The organism is Photobacterium malacitanum (assembly GCF_900185615.1).
Lineage (GTDB): Bacteria > Pseudomonadota > Gammaproteobacteria > Enterobacterales > Vibrionaceae > Photobacterium > Photobacterium malacitanum.
In genome coordinates, this window is record NZ_FYAK01000002.1 from 827,867 (window position 1) to 840,322 (window position 12,456).

Genomic DNA, 12,456 nt, shown 5'->3' on the forward strand with positions numbered 1-12,456 from the left:
TATCTAAAATTGGTTATTTGCGTGCTCGACGCATTAACCAATAGCTTATTGCTGCAAAACCAACAAACTGCAACCATAACTGCCCCCAACGATCTATTTCTTGCGCGAAACTCGCACCAAGCTGATTAAGACCAAGAAAACCATTAATTGCCGCAGTAGACGGTGCTAATTGTGCAACATAGTTAATCGCTGCCGGAATCGCAGAGGGTGGCCAAATAAATCCAGCACTAAACACTAACGGTAACGAGCTTAAAAGCACAACCAATGTGACTAACTCACAGCGAGGTAATAACTGGCCAAGCACCATCCCTAACATGATCACTGCCAATAAAAATGGAATTGTCATCATGATCAAGTCATGAATTGATGTCAACCGATTAACACCATAGTAAACATAACTAAATCCGAAATAATACATCACTAATGGTAAATAGATTAGGGTAAACAATAGTGCGCGAACAGCCATTACCATCCAAATCGGGTATTGTGCCCAATAGCCTGTTTTACCAGCGGTACGTGCCTCATTTTCTGTCGCTCCCATCATTCCAACCCCAATTAACAAGGTTTGATGGAGGATCAATACAAACACTGCAGGCACAACATAATTGATATATCCCATGGTGACATTAAATACAGGCCGCATATTAAGTTTCATTGCAGTGACATGTTGACTTGCCTCAACAGCACCATCACCCGTTAGCATCATTCGCTCTATTTTAGCTTTAGCACCTAACGCATTACCGGCGCCGTTTAAACCTTCAACCACGGTACCATAAACTAAAAATAGTGCCGCGTTGCCAGCATAAGCCAATGTAGGACTCGTTCCCATCATCACATCACGATAAAAGTGCTCTGGAATCACTAAAATGCCATCGACTTGCCGATCTTCTAAAGCCACTTTGGCTGCACCAATACTGCCAAGGTGTTCAGTGATCGCAACTTGTGGGGTTGCATCTACCATACGAATTAATTCACGACTCATTTGGCTATGATCAAGATTAACCACAGCGACGCGTTGATCTCGCGGTAATTCATTGATGTAAGGCAGAGGGTATAAAAACGAATAAAATACCACTCCTCCAAAAACCGTAAACAATAACGAGAAATTACTGAAGATAGCTTTTAGTTCACACTTAAATAACTTACTCCAGCCCATGCTGTTCTCCTTGTTGTGCCGATATCGTTGCTAATGCTTTATTACGGCGCATTAGCATTAATCCCATCGCCATTAATAAGGCACACATAAAGCTCGTTAACACCAACAGTTGATGCGATGCTTGATACCAACCAGTACCATAATCTACTTGCTGTAATTGCACTTCGATATAATGACTGACCGGTAACAATCCACGCCACATTTTGGCAATAATCGGCATATCTGTAGCAGGAAAAGTGATCCCCATAAACGCAAATGCTGGCGCGGTATAAGCCGCAACAAAACTCATTGCACGTGGCGCCTCCATCGCGACAAAATAAATCAAACTCCCCATGCTCTGGCAAGCAAACACCATCAGTATTTGGGCAACAATTAAGATCCCCCAATGACCATGCATTGGCCAATCAAGCATCACATACATCCACCATAGAAACAGCAGACCTTGAATCAAAAACAAGCCTGAATATGCCAATAATTTACCGACTAATTTTTGGCATGGAGTGTGTGCTAACCAACGCCACAAGCCCTGTCCACGCGCCTCATGTACTAATGCCAACACTGTGGTTGCAACTATCAATATTTGCCAAATAGACGGAATAATAGCGGATACTAAAAATTGACCATAATGGCTATTACTATTAAACAATGGTGTGATTTGAGCGCGAATAGGCACTGCCTGCCCTAATGCTTGTAGAGGGACTGGTGCACCAGAACTCATGTTCCTCATAGCCTCAACGCCGGCGTTATAGGTGCCTTCAACTTGCAGCATCGCCGCAGAAATCAGTTTACCGATAAGAATAAATTGACCATTATAAAAGGTCGTTATCTGTGGCGCTTCACCAAGCTTAACGTCTTTTTCGTAATTATCAGGGATCACCACCATCGCATAAATATCATTGGCACGCATTGCAGCACTGGCAGTATGATCATCCGTAAATTGACGAGTAACTGCCATACTTGGACTGGCATCAATATACCGCGTCAATTGACGCGACATTTGGCTATGATCAAGATCAACCACCCCCACAGGCAAATTACGCGCTATCCCAGTGGCAAAGATCGCCCACATTGTCAGAAACAATATTGCAGGTAACCATACCACCAACGCACGCAACCATTGGTCTTGCCAAATCGTGCGCCACTCGGTTTTCATTGCTGAATAAATAGCCATATCATTACTCAACAAGGACACTCATACCAACGCGTAAACCCGCAATAGGTTGAGTCGGACGAGCTTCCACTTCAAATGTACGCATATCAAACCCTTTAGCAGTGTCAGTTGCTCGCCAGGTCGCAAAATCGCCCATCACAGCAACATGGGTTACTTTTAGCTGGTAGCTTTTGTTACCTAATGCCGGAATCGTCACCTTAAAAGTTTTCCCTTCTTGGAAATCTTTCAGTTTATCTTCACGGACATTAAACACCGCCCAGGCATCGCTAATGTCGATAATATTCACCACAGGGAAACCTTGTGGAGCTAATTCGCCATCATGCAATAGCACTTGTGATACTTCACCTTTATGCCAACTAGTCACTTTGGTATCAGCAACATACGCTTGCACTTCAGCGACCGCTCCTGCTGCCATTTTTACTTTTTCTTGAGCGGCACGTTTTGTTTCAACTCGCGCACCTTCTTTGGCCATTTGATACATCTGATAAGCAGCACTTTCAGTAAATTGCGCCGCTTGCCATTGCGTGTAAACTTCATCGCGCTTTTGTTCTGCTAATACACCGTCTTTATAAAGGTTGTTGATGCGAACATAGGTTTTTTGCATCAAAGCAGCTGCTGCTTTCGCTTTGCCCCATTGATCTTTTGCCGCGGCGATTTGTTGAATACGCGCCCCTTTTTCAGCTTCTTGTGCTAATGCGCCAGCCGCCTGCTCACCCGCTTGAGCTTGTTCTAATTTCGCATCAATTTCAGGGCTTAAAATAGTAAAAATTAACTGTCCAGGTTGTACTTCATCGCCCTTACGAACTAATACCTTATCAATACGTCCTGGGACTTTAGAAGCAATATTGTATTGCTGTGCTTCAATTTGACCTTGCAGACGCTCAGGTTGAGGTTGGTAAGCATGCCAGAAGGTATAACCAAGCCATCCAACCACCGCGATAACAGGAACAGCGATAGCAATTGCTTTTAACTTACTCATTATAATTTGACCTCGATCCCTTGATGTTGCTGATAATTTTTAAATGTGTTCATTTCGCCACTAATGGCAAGTAAGCGGGTTAAAGATGCGACATATTGGTAAGCCGCAGCCAAACGCTGGGTTTTAATACTGGCTAAAAACAATTCCGCATCGACCACATCGAGCGAGGTTGATAATCCTTGTCCAAACGCTTTTTCACGTAACCGCGTATTTTCATGGGCTAATGATAAACTTGATGCTAAACCATTATATTCTTCTAGCGCTTGTTTAGCTTCACGGTAGGTTTTTTCAACTAACACGGTTAAATCTTGCTGTGCTTGCGCTTGTAGATGATTGACTTGGGTGACCATTGAATGGGCTGCGCTTAGTTTTCCTGAACGACCAGAGTTATCAATCAATGGCACACTCACTCCTACACCAACAGCCCAATCTGGTGCCATCGTTGCCGCTAAACTGCCACTATCATGCAAGTTATAATCACCGTAAACATAAACTTCTGGGTAATATTTGCCTTTCTCGACATCAATCAACCCACCCGCTTGCTTACGTTTTGCATCTAAAATATGCAACCCCGGATAAGTCGCTAAGGTTTTATCTACAAATGCTGACATCGGTGGCAGCGAGTTATTAATAAATAATCCAGTTGAGGGCGTAGCTGGGGTTGATTGCTTTAATAATTGTGTTAGTGCCACTTGGGCTATTTCTAAATCTCGCAGCGATTTCTGACGCTCAACTTTAGCTTTGTCATAAGCGGCTTGCGCTTGTAAACGTTCAACTCGCGCAATTTGTCCTTGTTGCTCAAGCTTCACTGCATCTTGATAATGACGCTTTAAGCCATTTTCTACTTCGGTGCGGGTTTGTAAGACATTTTTAGCCAATACCACTCCAAAATAAAAGCGCGATAAATCTTCAAATTTAGCTTGTTGCTGCATCGCTAGCATGTATTTGGCTTGGTCTGTTTTGCCTTCTGCAATATCTTGGGCAGCGCTGATACGACCACCGGTAAAAATCGGCCAGATCGCACGAATCGAACTGGTAAACACATCGCGATCAGAAATATTAGCAGTAAATAACGAATTAAAATCCGTGCCTGTCGCTTGTGTAAGATCAGCAATAATTTTATTAAGAGCTTGGCCTGCTGCTGTATTTGAAGCTGGCATGCTGTCAAAAACATCAGAAGGCGATAATTTAATGTCATTATCTAAACGGGTGTAATTGGCACCAATAGTCACTTTGGGCAAATACAGATCTTTGGCGGCATCTTGCATGTATTGCGCTTGTTCAACACTGGCACGATCAGCGGCTAAGCCATCATTTGTTGTCACAACAGTATGCCACGCATCATTAAAACTCACTGGCGCAGCATGCACTGTCGGTACAACTGCTAAGAGCGCAATTGTCAGTTGCTTTACCATCAATGGCCTTATTCTCATGTATTAACCCTTACCCTCTTTTTCTTGCCAATTCGTAAATAGATATAGAGCATATACTCTAAAAAATAAATTTTAACAGATTCTCTAATAATTACTTTATATTAAAGAGTTATTTTACTGACATAAATAATAACGCTATTTAAAGCAACAAACAAAATAGCCCACAATAATGTGGGCTATTAATATTTAGTCGTTAAACTAACCGTAATCAAATTAATAATAATTAACGGGCTAAACGAATTAATGAACGTCCTAATAAACATTCTAATTCGGCAATACTTTGCTTACCATAACGCTGTTCACAGAGAGTAAATAAACGCTCAATTCCACGATGAGCAAATTCATGCGACGTTTCAGCGGAAGAAATATGGTGAAACAATAATCGTAAAATAGCGCGAAATTTTTCATCTTCTAGTGCCGCAGACCAACTTGCTGAAAATGCCTGCAAATCACCAGCGAGATCCAATTTATCAACAAAAAGATGATAAATTCGCCCATCAAGTGCATGTGCGAAATCTTGCTTCTTAGGAAAGTGGTGGCTAATACCTGTTCTTGATATTCCAGTTTGATTACTCAAGGTGGTGTACGACATTTTATCGTACCCTAACGTCAGTATTTGCTCTATCACTGCATCCATTATGGTCTGAATGGTGATTTCGGTGTCTTCTTTACTACGCTTTGGCATAATGCGTTGGCTCTGTTTTAATCATTTTATGCAACGGTAATACTCTTGACGCTCAATAATAACGTCAAGAATATTGGTTCGCTGTAGTATTACAAAATGTTTTTCGGTTAACTAGGGGTTTACCGCATAATTAACGATTAAATTTACGCGCATGTTGTTCAATATCACGGTATAAAATTTTAGTCCAATAAGGTTGAGTGTTTGCTGCTAGCAATTTACCTTTTCTAGGATCATGTGGACTAATTAATACTTCGATATTATCAATCCCTGTTCGTTCGGCTAATAAAAATAGTTCTTCAATCGCATAATCACCCATGGCTAAACACCCAACAGAAGACTCTTTACCATGAATAAAAATATTGCTACCAGGTGATGTTCGCCCTTCCAACTGGGCATATTTACGATCAAATTCATTCGGATAATTAAGCTTCATCGATAAATGATAACGGCTATTTGGATTCAACAACGATACTTGATAAACACCTTCAGGAACCTGTTTATCACCTTCGCGCATTTTAGGCCCCATATGGCCACTCATTTTTTGAATATCGTAACGCTTAACATAAGACCATTTGCCTTTTTCTTTTGCCCACAGTTCAACATTCCGTTCCTGCTTCATTGCAAATAGCGCAATATTTTGCGGCGGATAGCTTAAACCTGCTTTTTCAAAATAGCGTTTTAGTCTTGGCTCAACAAAAGGCGTATAACGATCCATGACATCAGTGATAGTACGGCTACCTGTTGGTGGGTATAGTGCATATGTTGATGATGGCGATGGAATATATAACGACTCCGCTAATGCATCACCGATGGGTGTTAGCACTAACATTAATGGACAAATAACTTTCTTTAGCACACAACCCTCAATGATAATTTCTCTACGCGCACAACAATGCGCTAATTAACATAATGACCAACTTGAATCGCGCTAGTTTACCTGAATTATTGATTAAATAACCATCACTTTGTCTTCACATTACAGATTAAGTGTAAACTTACACCACAACAGTGATCTAACCTTCTAAAATCTTTACAATAGCTATCATAAATTATATCCATTCATCAATGAGACAATTTTGCATACGTTAGAACAACTACGCTCAGGCCTGCTTAAAGGCACCACTCATTTAACATTAAGTGAGCAGCTAACCCAATTTCCAACAGAGATTCTAACGCTTGCAGACAGCTTAGAAGTGTTAGATCTAACCAATAATCAGTTAACACATTTGCCTGATAGTTTCAGTCAATTAACCAAATTACGTATTATTTTTATTTCCAATAACTGTTTTACAGAATTACCACCAGTGTTAGGTGCATGCCCTAATTTGGAAATGATCGGCTTTAAATCCAACCAAATTACCACCGTTACAGCCAATGCTTTGCCAAAAAAATTACGCTGGCTAATTTTAACTGATAATAAAATCACCGCTCTTCCCGAGGCGCTTGGTGACTGTATCCATTTACAAAAATTAGCGTTAGCAGGTAATGCATTAACTGCACTACCACTTTCTATGAGTAAGTTGATTAACTTACAATTAATACGTTTATCCGCTAATGCATTAACTGCATTTCCAAACCAATTGCTTGATTTACCTAAACTGGCATGGCTTGCTTTTTCAGGTAATGATTTTAACCGCAACCAGCAAGTCAATCATCCACTGCCTTATGTTGCATCAAGTGATTACCAACTGGATAAAGTATTAGGCCAAGGGGCTTCAGGGGTTATTTCATTAGCGCAATGGCTGTCAAACCCGCATCAACTTGATAATGAAATTGCCGTTAAGGTTTTTAAAGGACAAGTTACTTCTGATGGTTACCCGCAAGATGAATTAAATGCATGCTTAAAAACAGGCGCACATCCAAACTTAATTGCTTCATTAGCGCAAGTAGATGAACCTGACTACCTCGCACTGATCATGGCATTAATTCCAGCGCATTATCGTAATTTAGGTTTACCGCCTACATTGGTGTCCTGTACTCGAGATACCTTCCCTGCGCAATTTACACTGTCAATTACCGCTATCGCAACGATTGTTGAACAAATGATCGCCGTTATTACTCATATGCAACAGCAAGGTGTTGCTCATGGTGATATCTATGCGCATAACGTTCTAGTTGACGACAATGCCAATATTTTGGTGGGCGATTTTGGTGCAGCATCGATTTATGATGACTTAGCCCTTGAGCAGCAACAAAAAATTGCGGCGATAGAATGGCGTGCCGTAGGGTATTTTATCGAAGATTTACTGTCGATTTGCCAAGTAGATGATCAACACACAGTTGAATATCAACAATTACACACTCAAGCTCAGCATTATATTGCGGCTTAATTATCATTAATTTCCAATTACTAGACCTTACTCAATTTATACAGATCACATAAATTGAGTAAGCGTATAGCCTATACACACACAAATAAAACTTTACAATTCAATAGAATACCAAGATTAATTCAACTCAACTGCTAATAATACTAAACAATTAGCATAATCTTACTTGACGTCAACTTAGATAACAGCCTAGATTTAACATTATAGTAACACTTAGCAATCAATGATCCATTTGTTAAACGGAGTGCTTATGGCTCAACTGCAAACACCTGCTGACATGATCATCAAATGGGCTAATGAACGCCCTAACGATATTTATTTAAAACAAATCATCAATCGTCAATTTGTTAACTACACCTACGCCAGTGTTGCAGATAAAGCCCAACGTTTAGTCACCGCATTTCAGCAATTAGGCCTTCAACAAGGTGATCGCATTGCTTTGATTTCTAAAAACTGTGCCGAATGGTTTATTTGTGACTTAGCAATGATGCTTGGCGGCTATATCAGTGTGCCTATTTTTCCGACCGCAGGCGCTGATACTATCGCCCATTGTATTGAGCATAGTGAAGCTAAATTGATTATTATTGGTAAACTTGACAGCCCAAGTGCCATTAATAATGTCGTAGCCACCCATGCTAATATCCCCACGATTGCTTTTTCGTATCCAGACACTCCAACATGCCAATATCAATTTGACGATTTAATTGAGCAGCATTTACCGACCTCAGAGCGTTGCTCGCATCATGACACTGATTTAATGTCAATTGTTTACACATCTGGCACATCAGGGATGCCTAAAGGTGCGATGCTCACTTACGGCGCATTTGTATGGTCATCACAAAAAATCATTGAGCATATCGGTTTAGAAGACAATGAGCGCTTATTCTCATATCTACCATTAGCCCATATTACTGAACGAGTTTATATTTTTGGCTCTTCAATTATGTCAGGATTACAAGTGGCGTTTCCAGAATCGCTTGATACTTTTATTGATGATGTAAAAATGCATCGACCAACAATTTTTGTGTCGGTTCCACGTCTTTGGACCTTATTTCAACAACGTATACAAGATAAACTTCCCCCCGCTAAATTGAATTTTCTGTTAAGTATTCCTTTAATATCAACCTTTATTAAGCGTAAATTAGCGCAAGGGTTAGGGCTTGATAAAGCACGCGTGCTGGGCTGTGGCTCTGCTCCTGTCTCAGCTGGCTTATTACGTTGGTATGAAAGTATTGGCCTTAATATTACTGAAGCATGGGGAATGACAGAGTCATTTGCTTACAGTACTCTCAACCATCCTTACCGTAGCGATAAAATTGGCACGGTCGGCAATGCAGGTCCTGGTATTGAGATCAAAATCGCGGCTGATAAAGAGATACTCGTGCGCAGTAAAGGCTTATTTAGCGGTTATTACAATAACTCTCAAGCAACTCAAGCAAGCTTTGATAATGATGGCTGGCTATATACCGGTGATATCGGTGAATTAGACAATGAAGGTTATTTAACCATTCAAGGGCGTAAGAAAGACACGTTCAAAACAGCCAAAGGGAAGTTTGTTTCACCTGTGCCGATAGAAAAGCGCTTTATGGAATTGGGTAACTTTGAAATGGTGTGCTTGATAGGCTCTGGAATGTCAGCGCCTATACTTTTAGCGGTAGCCCATGATTATCCTCAGTTTAATCATCAACGTTATGAAAAAAAGCTTGTTGGCGTTTTAGCTAAAATAAATAACGAGTTAGAATCTCATCAAAAAATCAAAGGGATATTGATAATTAAAGAACCTTGGAGTATTGAAAATGGTATCTTAACTCCAACGTTAAAAATTAAACGTCATGTATTAGAACAACACTATGCCGATATTGATAATAACTGGAATAATGAACAAATTATCCATTGGCAACAATAACTAGTATTAATGTTTTTAATTTATACGTGTGGGAATTTTAAAAAATAAACCTTGTGTCAATTTAAAACAAAGAATAAGTCATTTTTGCATCAGCAAATACGAATATTTATCTAACTAAATTATCTAAATATATTTTATTTTATCTTCAATAAAAAACTATAGGTATTATATAACAGTATTAAAGCATAATATTAATACTGTTTTATAAAATAGATATCGTTAAGCTATGACTTGGCCACAATAGCTAATGATATAACGTGGTGCTGATACTAATTCAAGTTATTGGTTTTCTTGAATTAGTATCATGCATGAAATATTAATAGATAACGATTCGCTTGGTGTTTAACCATTCAACCATGTCAAAATACTTCTCATGTACACGGTACATTGCAAAGAATTGAGTGGTGATTTCACCTTTCTCATTATAACAATGAACAAAGTTATCTAAATTAGAACGTTTACGTGCACCAAAGAACACTGATTTACCGTCATCTAAGCGTAAGAAACGCTCAATATCGCCTTCATCGCAAATATCACGATCAGACATGACAAAAAATAAGTTATCAAAATCAACGCGTTTTTTTCTGCGTTCCCATTTTTCTTTTACTTCAGCAAAAGATGAGTCATGAATAAAATGAATTTCAATATCACCTAGCTTACCCAAAATATAAGGATAAGAATCAATATATTTAGAACTTGTCGCTTGTTCTAATTCTAATGATAAATAGTGTTTAAGGTTTTCACAAAATTTCAGATAACAATCTGAATAGAAAAAACATCCTACTGTTGGTGAATTAAATGGTTGAGCTAAATCACTGCAAGTAAGACCACCGATGCAGTTATTAGAGATCAAACTAAAGTTTTTATTCTTTAATCTTGCCTGTAGTTTCTTATTAACATGAGAACGATAAACTTTATATAATGTTCTTTTATAGATATAAGATATAACGCGTTGAATCATCAATTAAACCTTTAAAACATAATTAGACTATATAAGTGATATTGTTTAATACTCACTATAATAATAATTGGGAATTTTGCCTATTGTATAAGTTACCAGCGAATAAAACAAATAAATAATATAAAACAAATTTATATACTAGCAGTGCAATTAAATTGATTTTTTATATATAACAATAAAACTAATTACTAATATCAATTATTGTTATTTACTTTAAAAATCAGCGCTACCCTCGGTGTGACAAATCGATTATTCACACTTTTTGCATCTAGGTTAAATATTCCAGATGCAAAAAATCCTCACATTGCTGACGAGGCTTCGTTGTGTTGTGAAGCGGACGGGACTTGCCATTCCGAAAATCAGCGCGACCCTCGGCGTGACAGACCGATCATTGAAACTTATTGTATTTGACTTAAATATTCCAGATGCAAAAAATCCTCACATTACTGACGAGGCTTCGTTGTGTTGTGAAGCGGACGGGACTTGCCATTCCGAAAATCAGCGCGACCCTCGGCGTGACAGACCGATTATTCACACTTTTTGCATCTAGGTTAAATATTCCAGATGCAAAAAATCCTCACATTACTGACGAGGCTTCGTTGTGTTGTGAAGCGGACGGGACTTGCCATTCCGAAAATCAGCGCGACCCTCGGCGTGACAGACCGATTATTCACACTTTTTGCATCTAGGTTAAATATTCCAGATGCAAAAAATCCTCACATTACTGACGAGGCTTCGTTGTGTTGTGAAGCGGACGGGACTTGCCATTCCGAAAATCAGCGCGACCCTCGGCGTGACAGACCGATTATTCACACTTTTTGCATCTAGGTTAAATATTCCAGATGCAAAAAATCCTCACATTACTGACGAGGCTTCGTTGTGTTGTGAAGCGGACGGGACTTGCCATTCCGAAAATCAGCGCGACCCTCGGCGTGACAGACCGATTATTCACACTTTTTGCATCTAGGTTAAATATTCCAGATGCAAAAAAGCCCCGTCATTACTGACGAGGCTTCGTTGTGTTGGCGGAGCGGACGGGACTCGAACCCGCGACCCCCGGCGTGACAGGCCGGTATTCTAACCAACTGAACTACCGCTCCAATTCTTTATGAAACTCGATTAAATCAAATTTCTAGAATATGGCGGAGAGATAGGGATTTGAACCCTAGATACGCTATAAACGTATGCCGGTTTTCAAGACCGGTGCTTTCAACCACTCAGCCATCTCTCCAATGGCGCGAATAATAGCGAGCTTCGCCTTGGCTGTAAAGCTAAAATTTCATTAAAAAGATCAGTTGCTTGTTTTTTATTCCGTTGTGTGAATTTAGCATCAATTAGTTATAACAAAGGCCGACATATTGCCGACCTTTGTTAAATATAAATAGGTGTAGTATTACTTTTCAGCGGCGATCACCGAAATTTCAACTAACAAAGCATCGCGAGCCATGCTAGCTTCAACACATGCACGCGCAGGTGCGTGTCCCGCTGGAACCCAGTTGTCCCATACTGCATTCATCTCAGCAAACATACTCATATCTTTAATATAAATAGTCGCTGATAGCATGTGTTCTTTATCACTGCCCGCTTGCTCTAGTAATGTTTCCACTTTATCAAGCATGGTTTGTGTCTGCTCAGTAATATCTTTGGTTGCATCGGCACAAACTTGACCACAAAGATAAATAGTACCATTGTGCTTCACAATGCGACTCATACGGGCTTTCGTTTCTTGACGCTCGATCATAATGCTCTCTCTGATGGGTTAAAATTAGCAAATAATTCACTATTACCCCTGCCAAGATAGCAAATAAACTTACATTTTTGTATTTTATTGCAAA

10 protein-coding genes and 2 tRNA genes are annotated in these 12,456 nt (G+C 39.6%); 2 read left to right on the forward strand and 10 right to left on the reverse strand.

Annotated features, from left to right (window positions below; genetic code table 11):
• Nucleotides 1-13 precede the first annotated feature (13 nt).
• The 6 genes from PMAL9190_RS08895 to PMAL9190_RS08920 form a co-directional block, all read right to left on the reverse strand.
• A complete protein-coding gene (locus tag PMAL9190_RS08895) occupies nucleotides 14-1,156 on the reverse strand; it encodes an ABC transporter permease (RefSeq protein ID WP_087844833.1) in 1,143 nt (380 codons plus the stop codon).
• Nucleotides 1,143-2,327 carry an ABC transporter permease gene (locus tag PMAL9190_RS08900; RefSeq protein WP_087844973.1) on the reverse strand — a complete coding sequence of 395 codons (1,185 nt, stop codon included), beginning with the start codon at nucleotides 2,325-2,327 and terminating at the stop codon, nucleotides 1,143-1,145. The genes PMAL9190_RS08895 and PMAL9190_RS08900 overlap by 14 nt, the downstream gene beginning before the upstream one ends.
• 4 nt (nucleotides 2,328-2,331) lie before the next feature.
• Nucleotides 2,332-3,306: an HlyD family secretion protein gene (locus PMAL9190_RS08905; RefSeq protein ID WP_087844834.1), complete on the reverse strand. Its 975-nt coding sequence runs from the start codon at nucleotides 3,304-3,306 to the stop codon at nucleotides 2,332-2,334.
• Nucleotides 3,306-4,739: a TolC family protein gene (locus PMAL9190_RS08910; RefSeq protein ID WP_087844835.1), complete on the reverse strand. Its 1,434-nt coding sequence runs from the start codon at nucleotides 4,737-4,739 to the stop codon at nucleotides 3,306-3,308. Before PMAL9190_RS08910 ends, PMAL9190_RS08905 begins: the two co-directional genes overlap by 1 nt.
• A gap of 223 nt (nucleotides 4,740-4,962) precedes the next feature.
• Nucleotides 4,963-5,424, reverse strand: coding sequence for a TetR family transcriptional regulator (locus PMAL9190_RS08915; RefSeq protein ID WP_087844836.1), 462 nt, complete (start codon nucleotides 5,422-5,424; stop codon nucleotides 4,963-4,965).
• A 130-nt stretch (nucleotides 5,425-5,554) separates the two neighbouring features.
• Nucleotides 5,555-6,280, reverse strand: coding sequence for a L,D-transpeptidase family protein (locus PMAL9190_RS08920; protein ID WP_087844837.1), 726 nt, complete (start codon nucleotides 6,278-6,280; stop codon nucleotides 5,555-5,557).
• A gap of 220 nt (nucleotides 6,281-6,500) precedes the next feature.
• Between PMAL9190_RS08920 and PMAL9190_RS08925 the strand changes: the two genes are divergently transcribed.
• Nucleotides 6,501-7,754 carry a leucine-rich repeat-containing protein kinase family protein gene (locus tag PMAL9190_RS08925; RefSeq protein WP_087844838.1) on the forward strand — a complete coding sequence of 418 codons (1,254 nt, stop codon included), beginning with the start codon at nucleotides 6,501-6,503 and terminating at the stop codon, nucleotides 7,752-7,754.
• A 277-nt stretch (nucleotides 7,755-8,031) separates the two neighbouring features.
• Entirely contained in the window at nucleotides 8,032-9,660 is a 1,629-nt protein-coding gene (locus PMAL9190_RS08930) for an AMP-binding protein (RefSeq protein WP_200813403.1), read from the forward strand.
• A gap of 316 nt (nucleotides 9,661-9,976) precedes the next feature.
• On the opposite strand, the gene PMAL9190_RS08935 is transcribed toward PMAL9190_RS08930, so the two are convergent.
• From PMAL9190_RS08935 to PMAL9190_RS08950, 4 genes are all read right to left on the reverse strand, one after another.
• Complete coding sequence (locus PMAL9190_RS08935) at nucleotides 9,977-10,621, reverse strand: DUF1919 domain-containing protein (RefSeq protein ID WP_087844840.1); 645 nt, start codon at nucleotides 10,619-10,621, stop codon at nucleotides 9,977-9,979.
• Nucleotides 10,622-11,644: 1,023 nt separating this feature from the next.
• A tRNA-Asp gene (locus tag PMAL9190_RS08940) sits at nucleotides 11,645-11,721 on the reverse strand.
• A 40-nt stretch (nucleotides 11,722-11,761) separates the two neighbouring features.
• Nucleotides 11,762-11,852 (reverse strand) — tRNA-Ser (locus tag PMAL9190_RS08945).
• Nucleotides 11,853-12,014: 162 nt separating this feature from the next.
• On the reverse strand, nucleotides 12,015-12,362 hold the full coding sequence (locus PMAL9190_RS08950) for a RidA family protein (RefSeq protein WP_087844841.1): 348 nt from the start codon (nucleotides 12,360-12,362) through the stop codon (nucleotides 12,015-12,017).
• Nucleotides 12,363-12,456: the final 94 nt, after the last annotated feature.

Excerpts from the sequence above, each read along its gene's own strand:
- PMAL9190_RS08905 (WP_087844834.1), bottom strand. The coding sequence starts at position 3,306 with ATGAGTAAGTTAAAAGCAATTGCTATCGCTGTTCCTGTTATCGCGGTG.
- PMAL9190_RS08950 (WP_087844841.1), bottom strand. The coding sequence starts at position 12,362 with ATGATCGAGCGTCAAGAAACGAAAGCCCGTATGAGTCGCATTGTGAAG.
- PMAL9190_RS08900 (WP_087844973.1), bottom strand. The coding sequence starts at position 2,327 with ATGGCTATTTATTCAGCAATGAAAACCGAGTGGCGCACGATTTGGCAA.
- PMAL9190_RS08915 (WP_087844836.1), bottom strand. The coding sequence starts at position 5,424 with ATGCCAAAGCGTAGTAAAGAAGACACCGAAATCACCATTCAGACCATA.
- PMAL9190_RS08935 (WP_087844840.1), bottom strand. The coding sequence starts at position 10,621 with ATGATTCAACGCGTTATATCTTATATCTATAAAAGAACATTATATAAA.
- PMAL9190_RS08930 (WP_200813403.1), top strand. The coding sequence starts at position 8,032 with ATGATCATCAAATGGGCTAATGAACGCCCTAACGATATTTATTTAAAA.
- PMAL9190_RS08895 (WP_087844833.1), bottom strand. The coding sequence starts at position 1,156 with ATGGGCTGGAGTAAGTTATTTAAGTGTGAACTAAAAGCTATCTTCAGT.
- PMAL9190_RS08910 (WP_087844835.1), bottom strand. The coding sequence starts at position 4,739 with ATGAGAATAAGGCCATTGATGGTAAAGCAACTGACAATTGCGCTCTTA.